The organism is Spinactinospora alkalitolerans, from assembly GCF_013408795.1.
Lineage (GTDB): Bacteria > Actinomycetota > Actinomycetes > Streptosporangiales > Streptosporangiaceae > Spinactinospora > Spinactinospora alkalitolerans.
Genome location: NZ_JACCCC010000001.1, coordinates 3,048,107 through 3,067,473 on the forward strand (window position 1 = coordinate 3,048,107; position 19,367 = coordinate 3,067,473).

The following is a 19,367-nucleotide window of genomic DNA, read 5'->3' on the forward strand; positions in this document are numbered from 1 at the left end:
ACTTCAGGGACGGATGACGATCTTACCGGTGTGCCGGCTCTGGACGAACAGCCGCTGCGCCTGGTGAATCTCGGTGAGCGGATAGCGTCCGGCGATGCGGGGCCTGATCCGTCCGGTGCGGGCGGTCTGGACGAGCTCGGCGAAGTGCTCGCGGGTGTGCATGGACGAACCGATCAGCCGCCGGTTGTGCAGGTAGAGGCGCCGCAGGTCGAACGGCACCACTGGCCCGGCGACGGCCCCCGCGATCACCCACCGTCCGTCGTCGGCCAGCAGGGGGAGGAGCTGTTCGACCAGGGGTCCGCCGGCGACGTCGGCGACGACCGCGAGCCCGGCGGGGCTTAGTGACCGGACCTGCGAGGCGAGGTCGTTGTCGTCGCGGGCGAGGACGTGGGCAGCGCCAGCGGCGCTGACCTGGTCGGCTTTGGCGCGGCTGGTGACCGCGATGACGGTGGCGCCGCGGGCGGCCGCGAGCTGTACCAGCGCCAGCCCCACTCCGCCGGAGGCGCCGGTGACCAGCACCGTCTCCCCGTCGTGGAGTTCGACGCGTTCGAGCATGCCCATCGCGGTGCCGTAGGCCACCGGCAGGCACGCCAGCTGCTCATCCGAGAGCGGCGAGTCGGTCATGTTGTGGGCCTGATCGGCCGACACCGCGACGTATTGGGCGAACCCGCCGTCGGCCTCGCTGCCCAGCAATCCGACAGGTGGGGCTTGCGCGCTCTCGTCGCGATACAGCGCTGGATCGACCAGCACCCGTCGCCCGACGAGGTGCTCGGCCACGCCGGAGCCGACGGCGGCCACCGTGCCGGCGATGTCGCCGCCCTGGATGCGCGGGAACGCGATCGCGCCACGCCACCCCGCAAGCGCGTCCGGTTGTCCGGGCAGGCCATAGGCGCCTTGCCGGGTCCAGATGTCGGTGTTGTTCACCGCCGCAGCAGTCACCCGCACCAGCAGTTCCCCGGCACCCGGCCGTGGTACGGGCACATCATGACGCAGATGCAGGGCATCGAGCTCGCCGTGAGCCACCAAGACGGCAGCCGTCATTACTTCATCCACCCGTACACCCTGGCATGGCTCTAAGCAGCGGACACAGCGGCACCAGCCGAACTCGCATGGCGCTCGTCAACCGAATGGTACGGCGGATCGGTGCGGGATCGGCAACCGTTACACGCGCAGGCCCGCACCCGCTGGTCGTCGGTGGCACCGTCCTCGCCGCGGCGGGCATGGCGGTGACCGCGCTGATCGCGCTGTGCGCCTGCACGCCCGGCGCGCCCCGGCCGAGCTCGTCATCGAGGCCGACCCCGCCGAGGCCGCCCCGCCCGAACCGGAGATCGACCGGGGCCGAGCAGCGCCCGGCGCGCCCGGGGCGCCTTCAGAAGTCCTGGCCCGACCCTCCGACCGAGCCGGGGACCCCGGCCCGCATCCGCTGCAGGTGCAGGTGGCGGAAGAGGCGGATCACCGGGCGGATGAGCAGCTCCACGCTGCCGGCGAGGAACATCCAGGTGCCGGCGGTCATCAGGGACTCGGAGAAGAACATGGTGCTGCCGGTGACGAACCAGACGGCGATGAGGATGTCGTTGGCGATGCTGAGGACCTCGTAGCGCCGCCGGACGACGAGTTCGTCGCGGCCGATGCGTATGGTCAGGGCGTCGTCATCTCCGGATCGCGTCATCCTTCGAGTCTGCCAGGACCTCGCCGAGCTTCTCGGCGTTGGCCTCGCGGCGGGCGAAGACGTCGTTGCGCATCTCGTTCATCTGCTTGAGCACCTTCTTGCGCTCGCGCTTGGGGAGTCGGTCGATGTAGAGCCGGCCCAGGGTGTGGTCGGTCTCGTGCTGCAGGCAGCGGGCGAAGTAGCCGGTGCCCTCGATGGCCAGCGCCCTGCCGTCCTTGTCGAAACCGCGCACGACCGCGTGCTCGGCGCGGGCCAGGTCGGCGTGCGGGCCGGGCACCGACAGGCAGCCCTCGCTCTCCACCAGCAGGCCGCCCTCGCCGGGGTCGCGCTCGTCCAGCACCGGGTTGACGACGTGGCCGACGTGGCGCACCCCGTCGTCGTCGGGGCAGTCGTAGACGAACAGGCGCAGGTCGACGTCGACCTGGTTGGCGGCCAGCCCCACGCCCTCGGCGACATACATCGTCAGGAACATGTCGTCGATGAGCTTGGCCAGCTCGGGCGTGCCGAACTCGGTGACGTCGGCGTTGCGCCGGTGCAGCGCGTCCTCGCCCACGGCGGTGACCCGCAGCACCGAGCCGCGCCGGGCCTCCGGGGCGATCTCGGGGTAGGAGTCCACCGGCTCGCCCTGCACCCTGACCCGGGTGTCGGCGGGGTGGTCGGAAACGTGCTGCTCGGACATTGCTTCGCTCGTCTTTCACCTGATCCGAAAAACCTTGGGTCGCCACCGCGGCGCCCTTTGCAAGGTACCCGCTCACCCCCCGGACCAGGAATTCGGGCCGCTGTTCAGGCAGGGGCCCGCCCGTCCGCGGCCGCGCCTCCGGGGGCGGCCTCTTCCCGCCGGAGGACGGCGCCGGGGCGGGGTCCGATCAGGCGAAGCCGCGGACCTCCCTGGCGGTGTAGGGGCCCTCCAGCATCGCGGCCTCCTCGTCGGTCAGCTCCAGCGACAGCGAGGCGATCGCGTCGTCGAGGTGGTGCGGCTCGGTCGCGCCCACGATCGGCGCGGTGACCGCCGGGTGGCGCGACACCCACGCCAGCGCGACCTGCGCGCGGGACACGCCGCGCTCGTCGGCGACCTTGGCGACGGCCTCGACGATCGCGCGGTCGTCGTCGCGGTACAGCGTCTTGCCGAACTCGTCGGTCTCCGTGCGCGCCGTGGCCGTGCCCCAGTCGCGGGTGAGGCGGCCGCGGGCCAGGGGGCTCCACGGGATCACGCCGACGCCGGCGTCGGCGCACAGCGGCAGCATCTCCCGCTCCTCCTCGCGGTAGAGCAGGTTGTAGTGGTTCTGCATCGTGGCGAACCGCGTCCAGCCGTTGCGTTCGGCCACGCGTAGCGCCTTGGCGAACTGCCAGGCATACATCGAGGAGGCGCCCACGTAGCGGGCCTTGCCGGCCTTGACCACGTCGTGCAGCGCCTCGACGGTCTCCTCGATCGGTGTCGCGGGGTCCCACCGGTGGATCTGGTACAGGTCCACGTAGTCGGTGCCCAGCCGCCGCAGGCTGTGGTCGATCTCGGCCATGATCGCCTTGCGCGACAGCCCTCCGCCGTTGGGGCCGGGGCGCATCCGCCCGCGCACCTTGGTCGCCAGCACGATCTCGTCGCGGTCGGCGTACTCGGCCAGCGCCCGGCCGACGATCTCCTCGCTGCTGCCGTCGGAGTAGACGTTGGCGGTGTCGAAGAAGTTGACGCCGGCCTCGACCGCGCGCTTGATGAACGGCCTGCCGCTCTCCTCGCCGAGGGTCCAGGCGTGCTTGCCGCGCCCGGGTTCGCCGTAGCTCATGCAGCCCAGGCAGATCCGGGAGACGTCCAGGCCCGTCGAGCCCAGCTTCACGTACTCCATCCGCTCCTCCTCGCCCAGCGTGTCCGCACCGCGCGCCGCGGCTGCGCGCCACCACGGTATCGGCGCGCCCGGCGGGCGGTGGCGCCCGCTCCCCCGGGCGCGCGGGTCAGCGGAACCAGGCGTTTCCCTCGGTGAGGCAGCGGGCCAGGTAGTCGCGCAGGGACACCGAGACGAGGCGCCGCTGGTCGGTCTCGTGGTCCCAGAAGACGACGCCGGGGCCGTAGTCGGTGTGGACATAGGCGAACTGCGGCCCCATGTCGCTGTCGCCGAAGAACATCAACTGCTCGAACGGCGCGTACAACTCCAGGTAGTCGGGCTCGGCGCGCATGGCGAGGTTGTCCTCGACGATCCGCTCCGCCGGCCAGACGACGGCGTCGCCGTACTCGTTGTGCACTCCGTTGGTCTCGCGCAGCAGAGCGGCCAACTCCAGCGGCAGCGGGAGATCGAGGACCTTCTCGATCTCCGCGAACAGCGCCTCGTCGGCGGGCTCGGCCAGCTCCGCTTCGGGGTACAGGTCACCAATCATTTCACGCCACACATCTTGAATCATCACAGCTCGTGCCGAGACGCGGGAAATCAACGGGGGCGAGTCCCGATATTCGCGCACCGGTTTTCATCCGGCCGCAAACGGCGCGCCGCGCGGCCGGCCGGGCGGGCGGCGCGCCCGCGCTCACCGGACCGGCAGCGCCGCCCCGTGCTCGGACTCGGGCCGGGGGCCGTGGATGCGGCGCTCCTCGGCCCTGATCTCGACGTCGTTGATGCTGGCCTCGCGCCGACGCATCAGGCCCATGTCGTCGAACTCCCACAGTTCGTTGCCGTAGCTGCGCCAGGTGCGGCCGGACTCGTCGTGCCACTCGTACTGGAAGCGCACCGCGATGCGGTTGCCGCGGAAGCCCCACAGCTCCTTGCGCAGCGCGTAGTCGAGCTCCCGCTTCCACTTGCGGGTCAGGAAGTCCACGATCTCCACACGCCCCTTGATGAACTCCTGGCGGTTGCGCCAGACGGAGTCCTCGGTGTAGGCCAGCGCGACCCGTTCGGGGTCGCGGGTGTTCCAGGCGTCCTCGGCGGCCTGCACCTTGCGCCGGGCGCCGGCCTCGTCGAAGGGCGGAAGCGGCGGACGTGCTGTCATCTCTCCTCCAGACCAGCGGAGAACGGTCGTTCTCCAATTCTTCCGGTAGTGTAGAGAACGACCGTTCTCTCCGGCAAGGGCGTCAACGAAAGGGGAGCCGTGGACGCGGACCGCGCGCGGGAGCGCGTGCTCGACGCCGCGGAGGCGCTGTTCTACCGCCGGGGCGTCCAGGCCGTGGGCATGGACGCCATCCGCGCCGAGGCCGGCGTCTCCCTCAAGCGGCTCTACCAATGTTTCCCCGCCAAAAACACGCTCGTCGCCGATTACCTGCAGCGGCGCGACCACCGCTGGCGCGCGGCGCTGGCCGAGCACGTCGAGTCCCACGCGGGCCGGGGCCCGCGCACGGCCGCGGTGTTCGGCTACCTGGCCGCCTGGTTCGCCTCACCCGACTTCCGGGGGTGCGCCTTCATCAACGCCTTCGGCGAGCTCGGCGGCTCCGAGGCCGTCGCCCGGGCCGCCCGCGACCACAAGGAGCGGCTGCGCGAGGACCTGACGGCCCTGCTGCGCCAGGACGGGGCCGCCTCCCCCGAGACCGCGGCGGCGCACCTGCTCCTGCTCATCGACGGCGCCATCGTCTCCGCCGCCACCGGCCTCAACCCCCGCGCGGCCCAGGACGCCCAGCAGGCCGCGGCCGCACTGCTGGGCGTCCTGGACCCGGACCAGGACGGGTGACCGGCGAGTAGGTCGGGCACGCGCGGACCGCCGCACCCGCCCGAAAAGGCCGCGCGGCCCGGCGGTCGAGGTTGAATCGCAAGTTCAAGATCGACGAGGGGACCACCGCGCAACGGGCACGTGCGCGCCCGGGCGCGGGAGAAGAATTTCGCGGCGCGCCGCCCGCGGTGTCGATCCGGCCCGGAGCCGTTCGTGTAGAGGGTGAGAGCCGGCACGGTGCCGGCGGCGCCAAGGAGGAACGGTCATGAAGCAGTACCTGCTCAGCATGTACCAGCCCGTCGGGGACCCGCCCCCGCCCGAGGTCCTGGAGCCGATCATGCGCGACCTCGACGCGATCAACCGGGAGATCCGGGCCGCGGGCGCGTGGGTGGTTCGCCGGAGGGCTGCACGCCCCCGACACCGCCACCGTGCTGCGCCCGCACGGCGACGACGTGCTCACCACCGACGGCCCGTTCGCCGAGGGCAAGGAGCACCTGGGCGGGTTCACCGTCGTCAGGGCCCCCGACCTGGACTCCGCGCTGGGATGGGGCCGCAGGATCGCCCGGGCGACCGGCCTGCCGATCGAGGTGCGGCCGTTCCAGGGCGAGGACTGACGCCCGCCGTGCCGGTCCCGCCCGCCTCGGAGATCGAACGCGTCTTCCGCGAGGAGTCCGGCCGCGCGGTGGCCGTCCTGGCCCGCCACTTCGGTGACATCGACGTCGCCGAGGAGGCGGTCCAGGACGCGTTCGCCGCGGCCGCGCAGCGGTGGCCGTCGACAGGGCTGCCCCCGAGCCCGGCGGGCTGGATCATCACCACCGCCCGCAACCGGGCGATCGACCGGCTGCGCCGGGAGGCCTCCCGCGCCGCCCTGCTGCACGCCCGCGACGAACCGGCCGAGGAGGGCGCCGTGCACGACGACCGGCTGCGCCTGATCTTCACCTGCTGCCACCCCGCGCTGGCCACCGGGGCCCGGGTCGCGCTGACGCTGCGGCTGCTGGGCGGGCTCACCACCGCCGAGATCGCGCACGCCTTCCTGGTACCCGAGCCGACCATGGCCCAGCGGCTGGTGCGGGCCAAGCGCAAGATCCGCGACGCGCGCATCCCCTACCGGGTCCCCGACGAGGCCGACCTGCCCGACCGCCTGCGGGCCGTGCTGGCCGTGGTCTACCTCGTCTTCACCGAGGGCCACACGGCGAGCTCGGGCGAGCGGCTGGTCCGCGAGGACCTGTGCGCCGAAGCCGTCCGCCTGGGGCGGCTCCTGGCCGAGCTCATGCCCGACGAACCCGAGGCCAAGGGGCTGCTCGCGCTCATGCTGCTGACCGAGTCGCGCCGGGCCGCCCGCACCACCGCCGACAGCGGTCTGGTGCTGCTGGCCGACCAGGACCGCACCCGCTGGGACCGCGGCCTCATCGCCGAGGGCCAGGCCATCGTGCGGGAGTGCCTGCGGCGCAACCGGCCGGGCCCCTACCAGGTCCAGGCGGCGATCAACGCCGTCCACAGCGATGCGCCCAGCGCGGCCGCAACGGACTGGCGCCAGATCCTGGCGCTGTACGACCAGCTGCTGGCGCTGGCCCCGAACCCGGTCGCGGCCCTCAACCGCGCGGTCGCCGTGGCCGAGGTCGAAGGGCCGGAGGCCGCGCTCGCCCTCGTCGACGGCCTCGACCTGGGCGGCCGGCACCTGTTCCACGCCGTCCGCGCCGACCTGCTGCGGCGCCTGGGCCGCGGCGCCGAGGCCGCATCGGCCTACGAGGCGGCGATCGCCCGCACCGGCAACGCGGCCGAACGCGCCTTCCTGCGGCGCCGCAGGAATGCGCTGCCCCGGACCTGAGGCGGCGCGGATCCGGCCCGCCGCGGCCCAGGCCCCTGAGGGCGATGGCGGCCGTCCGGCGGCGGTCGTCTACTCAGACGCGCTCTGCTGCTGCCGGTGGCGGCCGTAGTAGCGGGCCATCAGCTCCCAGTACACCAGCAGCAGCGCCATCGATGCGGCGGTGGCCGCGCCCGCGGGCACCGGTCGACGGCGGCGGGCGGCGACGACCGCGACGACGCCGGCCGCCGTGACGGCGGCGTTGACGCCCAGCGCCGCGTCCCTGGGCCGGTCGATGAGCCACTGCTCCTCGCCGAGCATCGCACGGCTCGCCCAGGCCCGGTCGTCGGCCGGTTCCGCGAACACCACGGGGTTGACCGCGAACCAGGCGGCCACGATCGCCGCGTGCCTCCAGCTGCGCGTCCACACCGGCACCAGCACCAGCGGAGTGCTCGCCCACCGAGTCCACGCGCTCCAGGGATTGGCGTGCCGGGCGAAGACCGCGCGGCGCAGCCGCGCGAACGCGCCTGAGGGGGTGGTGTCCATGCGTGCGCTCCATCCGGAACCGTCCAACGAAACGCCGACCAGACTTCCCGGCACACCGGAGGTGACGCTACGCCCCGCCCGTGCACCCGTCAACGGTTCCGGACGCGGCTCTCCTGAGGTTTGCAGAAGTTTCGTGGGGTGGGTCTTCAGCGGACGTACGGCCATGGTCTGCTGTGCGGCCTGTGGTCGGCCGGGCGCGGTTCCCACCCGCCTCAGTGGGGCGCCGCCTGCTGCGGGCGACCCGCCTGCCACCGGCGCAGCACGTCCGCGGTGTGCCGGTCGGCGGGCAGGAAGGACTCGATGGCCAGTTCGGCGACGGTGACGTCCAGCGGCGTGCCGAACGTGGCCACGGTGCTGATGAACGTCAGCTCCGCGCCCTCGTGCGCGACGCGCAGCGGCACCGCCAGGTCGCCCGGGCCGGGCGCCTCGGGGGCGGGGCCGGACCGGGCGCCGGGGTAGGCGGCCAGTTCGTCGTGGAGCGCGCCGAGATCGGCGTCCCCGGTCAGCGCCACCTGGCGGCGCAGCCGCGCCAGCAGGTGGCCCCGCCACTCCCCCAGGTTCAGGATGCGCGGCGCCATCCCGTCGGGGTGCAGGCTCACCCGCAGCACGTTGACCGGCGGCGCCATCAGCTCCGCCGCCACCTCCCCGGTGAACAGCGCGACGGCGGCGTTGGCGTCGACCATGTTCCAGGCCCGGTCCACCACCACGGCCGGGTAGGGCTCGTGCCCGCGCAGGATCTGGCTCACCGCCCCGCGCACCGCCGCCATCTTCGGCGACTCCAGCGCCGTCTCGGCGTAGACCGGCGCATACCCCGCCGCCAGCAGCAGGTGGTTGCGTTCCCGCAGGGGCAGGTCCAGCTCCTCGGCCAGGTGCAGCACCATGTCGCGGCTTGGCCTGGACCGGCCGGTCTCCACGAAGCTGAGGTGCCGGGTGGAGACGTCGGCCTGGATCGACAACTGCAGCTGGCTGAGCCTGCGGCGCTCCCGCCACTGCCGGATCAGCTCGCCCACCGGACGCCGGTGCGCCTGCCGCCGTTGCCGTGTCTCCCGTGTCTCCCGTGTCTCCCGTGTCGCCGTCACGGTGACCACGCTACGCAGGACGCCCCGGCCCGGCCATGACTTCTGAGGTAATCGAGGCGGTGACTCGGGCGCCCGGGCGTCCCCCCTTTTTCCGCGCCGGGGCGGGGTCAGGCGGTGCGGGCGTCGTGCACCGCCAGGCCGGTGCGGCCCGGCGCGAGCTCGGACCGCAGCACGTGGTCGTCGTCGTAGTCGCCGCGGTTCTGGTAACGGAACGGGATGGGGTCACTGGTGGGCAGCGCCAGGAGCCGCTCGCGCAGCCGGGCCGCCGAGTCCTTGTAGTCGGCGTCGCCGAGGCGGTCGGCGCCGTAGACGGCCAGCGGCTCGACCACGGACATGCCGCTGTACCACAGCGTGCCGTGCTGCAGGGGGAACAGCAGTGCGTTGAGTTCGCCGTTGATCCCGCGGGGCCCCATGGCCGCCTCGCGGGCGCCGATGGTCACCACGACCATCGCGCGCTTGCCCGCCAGGACGCCCTCGCCGTAGCGCAGGGTCCGCCCGCCGGCGCCGGGGTCGGTGACGCCGTAGGCGAAGCCCTTGACGAAGACGCGGTCGAACCAGCCCTTGAGGATGGCGGGCATGCCGGCCCACCACATCGGGAACTGCAGGACGACCGTGTCGGCCCAGGCGAGCTTGCCGTGCTCGGCGGCGATGTCGTCGCTGAGCCCGCCCGAGGTGTAGGCGTGCTTGGAGGCGCGGGTGACGACCAGGCGCTCGCCGCGGTCGTGGCCGAAGTCGCCGGCGTCGACCACGGGGTCCCAGCCCATGGCGTAGAGGTCGGACAGCCGGACCTCGTGCCCGTGCTCGGCCAGCGCGCGCATCCCCTCGTCCCTGAGCGCGGCGTTCAGCGAGCGCTGCTCGGGGTGGGCGTAGATCCACAGCACCTTCACGTTTCGGCCCTCTCTCACTTCGGTGGTGAACGTCGTGTGCGCGGGCGGGGGCGCTTGCGCGGCCGGTTCCGGCCGAGCGGGGGCCGCCCCGCGCCGCATGCACCATCATCGGCAGTCGGCCCGGCCGAAACGAGTGGCCCGATGGTCATCATGTGCAAGAATCGAGCCATGTCCGTTTTCAGTCACCCCGGTCGGCACCGGGTCGCCGTCCTCGTCCGCAACGGTCTGCTGCCGATGGAGCTGGGCATCGTGCACCGGCTGTTCGGCCAGGCGGCCACGGCCGGGGGCGAACCGCTGTACGAGGTCGTGACCTGCGCCCTCACCCCCGGCGAGATCCACACCGAGGCCGATTTCAGCATCAACGTCGCCCACGGCCCCGAGATCCTGGGCGAGGCCGACACCGTGGTCGTCCCGGCCGCCCACGGCCCCGACACCCCCGACGAGGCCGTCCCCGACGCCCGCGTCGACCACGAGCCCCGCACCGGCCCCCTGGAGGCTCCGCTGGCCGAGGCCCTGGCCCGCATCCGGCCCGGCACCCGGATCGCCTCGATCTGCACGGGCTCCTTCGTGCTGGCGGCGGCCGGGCTGCTCGACGGCCGCAGGGCGACCACGCACTGGAGGTCGGCCGCGCGCTTCTGCGAGCTGTACCCGGCCGTCGACCTCGACCCCGACGTCCTCTACACCGACGACGGCGACATCCTCACCTCGGCGGGGGTCGCCTCGGGCATCGACCTGTGCCTGCACATGATCCGCAGCGACCACGGAGCGGCGGTCGCCAACGAGGTCGCCCGCGGCACGGTGGTCTCCCCGCACCGCGACGGCGGCCAGGCCCAGTTCATCCGGCGGCCCGTCCCCGAGCCCCGGGTCTCCTCCACCGGCGCGGCCCGGGAATGGGCGCTGGAGCGCCTGGACCGGCCGCTCACCCTGCGCGAACTGGCCGCGCGGGAGGCGATGAGCGTGCGGACCTTCACCCGCCGCTTCCGCGAGGAGGTCGGGGTCTCCCCGCTGCAGTGGCTGACCCGCCAGCGCATCGAGCGCGCCCGGCAGCTGCTGGAGGAGACCGACCTGCCCGTCGACCGGATCGCGGCGCAGGCGGGCTTCGGCACGGCCGCCTCGCTGCGCCAGCACCTGCAGACGGCGCTGGGCGTCTCCCCCAGCGCCTACCGCACCACCTTCCGCGGCCCGGCCTGCCCCGTCGCGGTGTGAGCGCTCGCCGCGCGGCATCCGGGTGGCGGCCGTGGCCCCCGGCGCGATCACCTCGGCGGCCACGTTCGGCGTCAGCCAGGCCGGGGTCTGGGGAAGAACCGGGAGAAATTGAACGCTAAGCCCTTGATCGCAGGTCAGCGTGCGGTGTGGGAGGCGGGGTCGTGTCGCTGGAGTTTTTGAGCGCTGCGCGGGTAGAGGCCTTCGGCCGGTTCACGGGTGCGCCATCGCAGTCGGAGTTGGACCGGTTTTGCCTGCTCAGCGATACCGACGTGGCCAGGGTGCGGCAGCGGCGGCGTCCGCAGAACCGGCTGGGGTTTGCCGTGCAACCGAACCGGCTGTGGCACTTGGCCCGCTACGGGCTCGGGTCGAAGGCGTCCACGATTCGCGGGCTGAGCCCGGCGCGGAAGACGGCCACGTTGGTGGCCATGGTGCGGGCGTGACCCAGCAGGCCACCGACGATGTCCTGGATGTGTTCGACGTCCTGGTGCGGGAGAACCTGATCCGCCGTGCCGAACGCGAGTCGGCCAAGACCAGGTTGCAGTCGTTGCCGAGGCTGTCACGGGCCTCGATCACCGTGGCTACGGGGCTGAAGACGGTGCTGGGGCAGTTGCGCGAGTCGGGCCAGAGCCTGAACGCCGACGCGGTGTGGGCCGCACTGGAGGCCGCGGTGGGCCAGACCCAGCTGACCGACGCCTTGAACGCGGTCGAGGAGCTGACCGTCGACCAGGGCGATCCGGATGCCGCCGCCCGGGCCGAGCTGCTGGATCGGTTTCCCACCATCCGCAAAGCCGTCGCCTCGCTGGTTGAGGTCCCGTCCGGCGCGGCCGAGGGTGGTAGCGAGGTGTTGGCCGAGTTCGGTCGCTTGCCGCAGCTGTTTCCCGCACGGTGCCGCAAGCTGTCGACCGCGCAGATCTCCTCCGAGCTGGTGGGCTCGTCCTGGCGCCGCCTGATGCTGGGCAATCCGGATCCGGCCGCCGACCAGGTCGACCAACGCGCCTACATCTCCGCGGTCACCGAAACCTTCCACAGCCGACTCCGCCGCGGGGACGTGTTCGCCTGCGGTGGACTGCGCTGGGCTGACCCGCGCGCAAAGCTGCTGGACGCCCAGCAATGGCAGACCGCCAAGCACGACGTGCTCACCAGCCTGGAACTGCCCGAGGACCCGCAGCCGCACCTGACCGAGCTGACCGGCAAGCTCGACACCGCCTACCGGGTCGTGGCCGACCGCGCCGAGGACGGCGAGGAACAGCCAGCGACGGTCGGTGCGGACGGTCGGCTGCATCTGGACAAACCGGACCCCCGGGAGGTCTCCGACGAGCAGACGGAACTGAGTCGGGTATGTGCGGCGATGCTGCCGCAGATCGACCTGCCGGACCTGATCATGGAGGTGCACGGTTGGACCGGGTGCCTGGACGAGTACACGCATCTGTCCGAAGCCGACGCTCGCATGAGCGAGCTGCCGACCTCGGTGGCGGCCTGCCTGGTCGCCGAGGCCTGCAACGTGGGCTTCACCCCGGTCATTCAGCCCGGACACTCCGCACTGAGCCGATCCCGGCTCTCGCACGTGCAGCAGAACTACCTGCGGCCCGACACCCATCGGGCGGCCAACGCCCGTCTACCGGAGAACCAAGCCGACATAGACCTGGTCAGCCAGTGGGGCACCGGGGCGGTGGCCTCGCTGATGCGCATCACCCAGGGCGGCGGGAGTCCGACGACCCTGGGCAAGGCCCTGGCCGAGTACGGACGCATCGCCAAAACCCTGCACATGCTGGCCTTCGTCGACGCCGACGAGACCTACCGGCGCCGCATCCACACCCAACTCAACACCCAGGAATCCCGCCATGCGCTGGCCCGGCAGATCTTTCACGGCAAACGCGGCCAGCTGTATCAGCCCTACCGCCAAGGCCAGGAAGACCAACTCGGCGCGCTCGGACTGGTGCTGAACATGGTCGCGCTCTGGAACACCGTCTACCTCGACGCCATCATCAATCACCTCCGCAGCCAGGGCTATCCCGTCCGCGATGAGGACCTCGCCCGCCTGTCCCCGCTCGGATGGCGACACATCAACCTCCAGGGGCGTTACGCCTTCATCAGCAGCCCACCAAGCGAGCTGCGACCTCTACGCGACCCCGACGACGAGCTCTGAACTCTGTACAGAGGGGATCCCCTTACGAACTCAGTCGCTGGCTCGGAGGCGGGACCGCCGAGGAAGTCTGGGCTGACAGTCCATCCCACGAACGAGACCGCGATGTTCGGGCCAGTTCAGCTTCCGCCGAGAGGGATCCGGTGCAGGTCCTGGCCGATGACGAGGTTGCCGGAGAAGTACGCGCCCGCGGTGTGCCAGCGCGGGGTTTCCAGTTCGCCGGGTACGAAGTGGTTGAGCGCGAGCGTGCGTGCGCCGGCTTTCTCGGCCACCCGGCCGGTGTCGGGGATGGAGGTGTGGGCGGTGAGGTGGTGGTCGATCATGGAGCGTTGCTGCTCGGTGCGTCCGTTCTCGTAGCGCTGGTGAACCCACTGCTCGTCGATCACCTCGTGCACCAGGACGTCGGTGTCGGAGGCGAGTCCGAGCAGGTTGTTGCAGACGCCGGTGTCGCCGGAGAAGGTGACCGACCCGTTGTCGGTGTCGAAGCGGAAAGCGTAGGCGGGCGCGATCGGGGAGTGTTGCACGAGTGTGGCTGTGACGCGCACCCGGTCGTCCTCGTAGATGTCGAAGGGCCGCATGGGTGGGCACGGGTTGGTATCGGGGTGGAATCCGACGTCGCCCGGCAGTTCGATGTCGCGCACGGACAACAGCTCGTCGGGATGGCGGCGCAGGTTGTCGCGCAGGCGGTCGTTGATGTCGGTGGCGTAGGCGCGCATGAGGTGACGGGCCATGCCGGACAGCCCCGGTGTGGGCTCTTGCGGGGAGAACGTCGGCGGCGTTTTCACCGCGTGCGGTGAGGCGGGTGGAACGGTGCCGCGGTCACCGGGGCCGAGCGCGGTGACGGGCCGGTCGACGCCTTCGAGGTTCTCGTACCAGCCGTAGAGCAGCAGGCTGAGGAAATCCACCGTGTGATCGGAGTGCATGTGGGTCACGAAGATCCCGCGCAACCGATCCATGCCGAACCCGGCCCGGATCATCTGGCGGCCGACGCCGTAGCCGCAGTCGACGAGGTAGACCGCATCGCCCACGACCACGGCCGAGGCGATACCGGTGCGGTCGCGCCGCCAGCGCGGCCCTCCCGAGGTGCCGAGCAGGACCACTTCGGCCGATCCGGACATCATCATCCCTTTCCCTCGATCCCAGTTACGGAAATGCAACCCACATCAGGCAAGCAAGCGGCGTAGCCGCTGTTCACCCCGTAGGCAACCGGCGCCGCCGCGCGCCGAGCCAACCTGAATTCACAGATCTCTCACTCGAACATGCGGTAGATGGCTTCCACCGCGCAGGCGGGGCGTTCGCTGCCTTCGAGTTCGATGGCGGCGTCGACGGACACAGTGCCTCCATGCATCGGTGGTGTGAAAAAGACCGGAAGGTTTCGTTACCGCAGGCCCAGGACCTTCAGCGCGTTGTCCTTGAAGATCAGTGGGCGGACTTCGTCCTTGATCTCGAGTTTGTCGGAGTCGCGCATCCAGCGGTCGGGGTGGAACACGGGAAAGTCCGAGCCGAACAGGACTTTGTGCCGCAGAAACGAGTTGGCGGCCTGCACCAGTTGCGGCGGGAAGTACTTCGGTGACCAGCCGGAGAGGTCGATGTAGACGTTGGGCTTGTGCGAGGCGATGGAGATGGCGGCGTCCTGCCAGGGCACCGAGGGGTGCGCCATGATGATGGTCAGCTCGGGGAAGTCGGCGGCGATGTCGTCGAGCAGCATCGGGTCGGAGTAGCGCAGCTTGATGCCGTGCCCGCCGGGCAGCCCGGCACCGATCCCGGTCTGCCCGGTGTGGAACAGGGCGGGCACGCCGCATTCGGCCATGGCCTCGTAGAGCGGGTAGAAGTCGCGGTCGTTGGGTTCGAACCCCTGCAGGCTGGGGTGGAACTTGAATCCCTTGACCCCGTATTCGTCGACCAGCGTGCACATCCGTTTGACGGCGACTTTGCCCTGCCAGGGATCCACGGAGCCGAACGGGATGAGCACGTCGTTGTGCTGGGCGGCTTTCTCGGCGACCTCCTCGACGGAGTTGACCGGGTGACCGGTGGCGGAGCCGGCGTCGACGGTGAACACGATCGCGGCCATGTTGCGCTCGCGGTAGTGCTCGGCCATCGTGTCGATGCTCGGGGTGCGTTCCTGACTGGACTTGAAGTACTTCTCCGAGGCCGCGATCAGGTCGTCATCCAGCGACTTGTGTCCGCAGCCGTCGATTTCGACGTGGGTATGGACGTCGAGCGCGGTGATGGCCTCGACGTCGATGCCGTAGCGGTAGCGGCTCATTGTGCGGTTGCCTTCTCGGGGAGCTTCTCGCCGACCGATTCGAGGTGCTCGGCGAAGGTGACCGGCCATTCCCCAGCGATCGCGTCGGGGTCCCAGCCGCCGTCGTGGTAGGCGGTGGCGGTCATGTCGGGGTGCGACCACAGCGCCAGGCGGTCCCCGCCGACCGCAACGGCCTGTCCGGTGATCTCAGCGGCCTCATCGCCGGCGAGGTAGGCCACGATGCCGGCCGCGTCCTGCGGGCTGCCGAAGCCGAGCTCACGGCGGGCGAAGGCGGGCAGTTCCTCGCCGTTGTGCATGGCCTCGACGTAGGGCTTGAGGAACGGCACGGTCTCGGTCATCGCGGTGGCCGCGACCGGAACGACCGCGTTGGCTGTGATGCCCGCGCGCTGCAGTTCCATGGCCCAGGTGCGAACCATGCCCACGATGCCGGCCTTGGCGCCGGAGTAGTTGGTCTGGCCGAAGTTGCCGCGCTGGCCGGCCGGCGAGCCGATGCAGATGATGCGGCCGCCCGCGCCCTGTTCGCGCATCCTGATCACCGCGGCGCGCACGCAGGTGAAGGTGCCGCGCATGTGGACGTTGAGGACCTGGTCGAAGTCCTCGTCGCTCATCTTCCACATGACCTTGTCGCGCAGGACGCCCGCGTTGGTCACGAGGATGTCCAGCCGTCCGAAGGCCTCGACCGCGCCGTCGACCAGGGCCTGGGCGGTTTCGGTGCTGCCCACGGCGCCGACGACGGCGTGGGCCTTGCCGCCTTCGGCGGTGATCGAGGCGACGGCGGTCTCGGCGGTTTCGGCGTTGACGTCGTTGACCACCACCGAGGCGCCACAGCGAGCCAGCTGCTGCGCGTAGGCCAGGCCGAGTCCCCGGCCGCTGCCGGTGACGATCGCGACTTTGTTGCTGAGATCCATGGGAACTCCCCGCTGCTCGTGTCCGCTTACTGAGAACAGATAAAAACACATATAATTGATAAAGTCAATCGTTGATAGATGGTAGAGTGTTCGCGGTACGAACGGGAGGACCTCCGATGCATGCGAATCAGCCGCTGACCGAAGACCTCGGTTTCCTGTTGTCCCGTGCCAGTGGTGTGCTGGCCCGGTCCGCCAGTGAGGCGCTGGCCCCACTGGGCCTGCGGGTTCGTTCCTACTCGGTGCTGGACCTCGTGGGCGAGGACGGTGGCGGGGTGACGCAGCGGCGCCTGGCCGCCACCATGGGGCTGGACCCCAGCCAGATCGTGGCTCTGGTCGACGATCTGGAAAGCCGGGGGTTGGTCACCCGAACCCCGGACCCGGCCGACCGCCGCAACAAGCTCATCGTCAACACCGAGCAGGGCCACCGGCTCCGCGGCGAGGCCCAGCAGCAGGTGGAACAGGCCCACATCGGCTACTTCGCCCGCATCTCCCAGAGCGATCTCGACCGGCTGCGGCGCCTGCTGCAACAGATCGCCTTCCCCGACGGAACATCCACCGCGCAGACAGCCGAACCCTCGACAGCGGGGGAGTGACGGACACACCGTTGCGGCGTCAGGTGCCCTGGCTCCGTGGCCGGGCCGTGATGGTTGGAGGGCTGCCTTCACCGGTGTGGTGAGGCTCATCGGCAGCGGGCTCAACGGTGTGGTGGTACCCGCGCACCGAGCGCGATCTCCATCAGATCCCGTCCGACTATGACCTCGCCGCCGAATCCTCGTTGTGCCTTGCGTTTCCATTCCCAGTCGGAGACCGCGGTCACGTCCGCAGGCACCAGGTGATCGAGGACGAGAGTGCGCACTCCGGAAGTCGCGGCCAGCTCACCGACCTCGTCGACGCCGGTGTGCGACTTGCGCAGATGCTCCCTCTTTTTCGGCGGCATGTTCTGATCGGCGTAGTAGTCGAGGTCGATGACCTCGTGCACCAACACATCGGCGCCACGGGCCAGACGGACGATGTTGTCGCAGCGTGCGGTGTCTCCGCTGAACACCACCGACCCTTCGGCGGTGTCGAAGCGAAACGCGAACGCCGGGTACACCGGCCGGTGGTCCACCAGGATGGCGCTCACCGTGACAACCTCGTCGGAGTGGACCATCCACGGCTCCATCGGTGGGGCGAACGGTCCGGCATGGCCGGCACCGACTTCCGGCACGGTGATGTCGTGGGCGCTGAACGCCTGGCGAATGTCGCGACGCTCTGTGTCGCGCATGCGCTCGTTGACATCGTAAGCAGTGGCCGCGATCGCGCCGGTGAAGTAGTCGACGGTGCCCGGCGTCGGGTTCTCCGGCGCGACCGTGGGGGTCGGGGACTCCGAGCCGCTGTCCGGCAGCCCACCCGCCCTGCCGGGACCGAACACCTCCACAGTGTGGGCGGTGTCCTCCGGTTGCCGCGGTGCCCAGTTCAGCCAGATCAGGTTGTACAGGTCAGCGATGTGATCCGAATGCAGGTGCGTTACGAACACGCCCCGCACCGAGTCGTATGGCAGCCCGGACCGGAACAGTTGGTGAGTGGCTGCATGGCCCGCGTCCACCAGGTAGGTCCGATCGCCGACGACCACCGCTGAGGCGATCCCGCTACGACCCCGGGCTGGAAAAGGCCCACCAGCGGTGCCGAGCAGCACCACTCTGGTATGCGCTCCGATCGGGTGAGGCGGCGACGGATCGGCTGCCGATGCAGGGGCACCCGCCGCGACCGACATTGCCGTGGCGGTCCCCGCGGTGATCGACCCGCGCAGCATCGCGCGCCGACTCATCCGTGACTTCGCGCCCATGTTCCACCTTTCCGGTCCGATCCGCGCCGGACCGAGCGACCCGGCCATCAGAAGTTTTCCTGGGTGAGTTCGGTGCCCTTGCTTTCGCGGGTGAGCAGGATGGCCACCGTGCTGATTAGCCCCACCGCGGCCAGGAACCACACCACCGACATGACGTCGCGGCCGGTGGCGGCGTACAGCGAGGTGAGGATCATCGGGGTCAGACCCGCACCGAGCAGTGTCGCGAGCTGATAGCCCAGGGAGGCACCGGTGTAGCGGGCCGTGGTGCCAAACTGTTCGGAGATGAAGGCCGCCATCGGGCCGTACACCAGCCCCAAGGTGGTCTTGCCGAGCAAGAAAGCCAGGAAGATCAGCAGCACGCTGCTCGAAGCCCACCACTGCAGCATCGGGTACAACAGAGCCACGAAAAGCACGATTCCGCTGATCATGACCGGGCGTCGCCCCACGATGTCCGACAGCCGACCACAAGCGATGACCGTGAAGATCTGGGTGACGGAGCTCAAGGCGAAGCAGAACAGCACCGTTTGCTGCCCGGAACCCTGCTCCACGGCATAGGTCATCGCAAACGTCGCCAGCATGACCTGGAGGGCGAACATGGCGCTGCTGCCGAAGGCTGTCAGCACAAGGTTTTTCGGCCTGCGCAGCACCTGCAGGATCGGCACGGACGGCTTCTTCTCGCCCGACTGCTCCATCGCGGCTTGGAACAGCGGGCTTTCCGACACCCGCGAGCGCACGAACAGACCGAGGACCAGCAGCAGCGCGGAGAACAGGAACGGGATGCGCCAGCCCCAAGCCAGGAACTCTTCCCGGGGCAGTGCGGAGAACAGGCCCATCATCATGGTGCCCAGCACCGCGCCGGTGGGGGCACCTGCGTTGGTGAACGAAGCGGCGAACCCGCGCCGCTTTTTGTCCGCGTGTTCCAGCGACATCAGTGCGGCACCGCCCCATTCGCCACCGACGGCGATGCCCTGACAGATCCGCAGCAGCACCAGAATGACCGCACCCCAGGACCCGATGACCGCAGCCGGCGGGATGAGGCCGATGAGAAAGGAGGCCGTGCCCATGACGGTCATCGACACGACCAGCATCCGTTTGCGTCCGAGGCGGTCACCGAAGTGGCCAAAAACCACACCGCCGAGTGGGCGGGCGAGGTAGCCGGCGGCGAAGGTGCCGAAAGAGGCCACCGTGGCCGCCAACGGGGCGAGATTGGAGAAAAACACCGGCCCGAACACCAGCGAGGCGGCAGTGGAATAAAGCAGGAAGTCGTAAAACTCGATCGCGCTGCCGAGATAGCTCGACAGAATGACCCTTCGGAATTCTCTTCTGCGTTGCGCGGCCGGCATGGCGCCGGCGACGTCGGTGACCGTCAAAGGGGGCTCCCGGTCGGTGGTGGACGGTTTTTGGGCGCACGGAGAT

The 19,367-nt window shown here is 70.4% G+C and carries 21 protein-coding genes; 7 read left to right on the plus strand and 14 right to left on the minus strand.

From position 1 onward, the window contains the following. Positions 1–3 precede the first annotated feature (3 nt). From HDA32_RS13520 to HDA32_RS13545, 6 genes are all read right to left on the minus strand, one after another. Positions 4–1,041, minus strand: a complete 1,038-nt coding sequence (locus HDA32_RS13520; protein ID WP_179643514.1) for a zinc-binding dehydrogenase — start codon at positions 1,039–1,041, stop codon at positions 4–6. 328 nt (positions 1,042–1,369) lie between these two features. Next, entirely contained in the window at positions 1,370–1,669 is a 300-nt protein-coding gene (locus HDA32_RS13525) for a YrhK family protein (RefSeq protein ID WP_179643515.1), read from the minus strand. Beyond that, positions 1,650–2,348, minus strand: coding sequence for a peptide deformylase (def, locus tag HDA32_RS13530; RefSeq protein WP_179643516.1), 699 nt, complete (start codon positions 2,346–2,348; stop codon positions 1,650–1,652). The genes HDA32_RS13525 and def overlap by 20 nt, the downstream gene beginning before the upstream one ends. A gap of 187 nt (positions 2,349–2,535) precedes the next feature. Continuing rightward, positions 2,536–3,507, minus strand: a complete 972-nt coding sequence (locus HDA32_RS13535; RefSeq protein ID WP_179643517.1) for an aldo/keto reductase — start codon at positions 3,505–3,507, stop codon at positions 2,536–2,538. Positions 3,508–3,613: 106 nt separating this feature from the next. Then, on the minus strand, positions 3,614–4,057 hold the full coding sequence (locus HDA32_RS13540) for an SMI1/KNR4 family protein (RefSeq protein ID WP_179643518.1): 444 nt from the start codon (positions 4,055–4,057) through the stop codon (positions 3,614–3,616). A 120-nt stretch (positions 4,058–4,177) separates the two neighbouring features. Further along, a complete protein-coding gene (locus HDA32_RS13545; RefSeq protein WP_179643519.1) occupies positions 4,178–4,636 on the minus strand; it encodes a nuclear transport factor 2 family protein in 459 nt (152 codons plus the stop codon). A gap of 99 nt (positions 4,637–4,735) precedes the next feature. On the opposite strand from HDA32_RS13545, the gene HDA32_RS13550 reads away from it, so the two are divergent. From HDA32_RS13550 to HDA32_RS13560, 3 genes are all read left to right on the plus strand, one after another. Further along, complete coding sequence (locus HDA32_RS13550) at positions 4,736–5,308, plus strand: TetR/AcrR family transcriptional regulator (RefSeq protein WP_179643520.1); 573 nt, start codon at positions 4,736–4,738, stop codon at positions 5,306–5,308. A 407-nt stretch (positions 5,309–5,715) separates the two neighbouring features. Continuing rightward, on the plus strand, positions 5,716–5,901 hold the full coding sequence (locus tag HDA32_RS30205; protein WP_312863175.1) for a YciI family protein: 186 nt from the start codon (positions 5,716–5,718) through the stop codon (positions 5,899–5,901). Positions 5,902–5,909: 8 nt separating this feature from the next. Continuing rightward, entirely contained in the window at positions 5,910–7,115 is a 1,206-nt protein-coding gene (locus HDA32_RS13560) for a sigma-70 family RNA polymerase sigma factor (RefSeq protein ID WP_312863176.1), read from the plus strand. 69 nt (positions 7,116–7,184) lie between these two features. Here HDA32_RS13560 and HDA32_RS13565 read toward each other — a convergent pair whose 3' ends face one another. From HDA32_RS13565 to HDA32_RS13575, 3 genes are all read right to left on the minus strand, one after another. Beyond that, a complete protein-coding gene (locus tag HDA32_RS13565) occupies positions 7,185–7,637 on the minus strand; it encodes a DUF6653 family protein (RefSeq protein WP_218882445.1) in 453 nt (150 codons plus the stop codon). Positions 7,638–7,849: 212 nt separating this feature from the next. Further along, on the minus strand, positions 7,850–8,647 hold the full coding sequence (locus tag HDA32_RS13570) for a helix-turn-helix domain-containing protein (RefSeq protein WP_312863177.1): 798 nt from the start codon (positions 8,645–8,647) through the stop codon (positions 7,850–7,852). 176 nt (positions 8,648–8,823) lie between these two features. Next, on the minus strand, positions 8,824–9,603 hold the full coding sequence (locus tag HDA32_RS13575) for an NAD(P)H-dependent oxidoreductase (RefSeq protein ID WP_179643524.1): 780 nt from the start codon (positions 9,601–9,603) through the stop codon (positions 8,824–8,826). Positions 9,604–9,771: 168 nt separating this feature from the next. Between HDA32_RS13575 and HDA32_RS13580 the strand changes: the two genes are divergently transcribed. The 3 genes from HDA32_RS13580 to HDA32_RS32215 all read left to right on the plus strand — a co-directional run bounded on the left by HDA32_RS13580 (position 9,772) and on the right by HDA32_RS32215 (position 12,955). Beyond that, positions 9,772–10,809, plus strand: a complete 1,038-nt coding sequence (locus HDA32_RS13580; RefSeq protein WP_218882447.1) for a GlxA family transcriptional regulator — start codon at positions 9,772–9,774, stop codon at positions 10,807–10,809. 161 nt (positions 10,810–10,970) lie between these two features. Beyond that, positions 10,971–11,249 (plus strand): DUF4158 domain-containing protein, encoded by a 279-nt coding sequence (locus HDA32_RS13585; RefSeq protein WP_179643527.1) that lies wholly within the window; start codon positions 10,971–10,973, stop codon positions 11,247–11,249. 941 nt (positions 11,250–12,190) lie between these two features. Beyond that, positions 12,191–12,955 (plus strand): Tn3 family transposase, encoded by a 765-nt coding sequence (locus tag HDA32_RS32215; RefSeq protein WP_246334949.1) that lies wholly within the window; start codon positions 12,191–12,193, stop codon positions 12,953–12,955. 116 nt (positions 12,956–13,071) lie between these two features. Here the strand turns inward: HDA32_RS32215 and HDA32_RS13595 are convergent, their stop codons facing one another. The 3 genes from HDA32_RS13595 to HDA32_RS13605 all read right to left on the minus strand — a co-directional run bounded on the left by HDA32_RS13595 (position 13,072) and on the right by HDA32_RS13605 (position 16,126). After that, positions 13,072–14,076 (minus strand): MBL fold metallo-hydrolase, encoded by a 1,005-nt coding sequence (locus HDA32_RS13595; protein ID WP_179643529.1) that lies wholly within the window; start codon positions 14,074–14,076, stop codon positions 13,072–13,074. Between the two features lie 254 nt (positions 14,077–14,330). After that, a complete protein-coding gene (locus HDA32_RS13600) occupies positions 14,331–15,218 on the minus strand; it encodes an amidohydrolase family protein (RefSeq protein ID WP_179643531.1) in 888 nt (295 codons plus the stop codon). Further along, positions 15,215–16,126 carry an SDR family NAD(P)-dependent oxidoreductase gene (locus HDA32_RS13605; protein WP_179643533.1) on the minus strand — a complete coding sequence of 304 codons (912 nt, stop codon included), beginning with the start codon at positions 16,124–16,126 and terminating at the stop codon, positions 15,215–15,217. The genes HDA32_RS13600 and HDA32_RS13605 overlap by 4 nt, the downstream gene beginning before the upstream one ends. A gap of 116 nt (positions 16,127–16,242) precedes the next feature. On the opposite strand from HDA32_RS13605, the gene HDA32_RS13610 reads away from it, so the two are divergent. Beyond that, a complete protein-coding gene (locus HDA32_RS13610; protein WP_179643535.1) occupies positions 16,243–16,719 on the plus strand; it encodes a MarR family winged helix-turn-helix transcriptional regulator in 477 nt (158 codons plus the stop codon). 101 nt (positions 16,720–16,820) lie between these two features. Here HDA32_RS13610 and HDA32_RS13615 read toward each other — a convergent pair whose 3' ends face one another. Further along, positions 16,821–17,999 carry an MBL fold metallo-hydrolase gene (locus tag HDA32_RS13615; protein WP_218882448.1) on the minus strand — a complete coding sequence of 393 codons (1,179 nt, stop codon included), beginning with the start codon at positions 17,997–17,999 and terminating at the stop codon, positions 16,821–16,823. Beyond that, entirely contained in the window at positions 17,999–19,321 is a 1,323-nt protein-coding gene (locus HDA32_RS13620) for an MFS transporter (protein ID WP_179643537.1), read from the minus strand. Before HDA32_RS13620 ends, HDA32_RS13615 begins: the two co-directional genes overlap by 1 nt. Positions 19,322–19,367 lie beyond the last annotated feature (46 nt).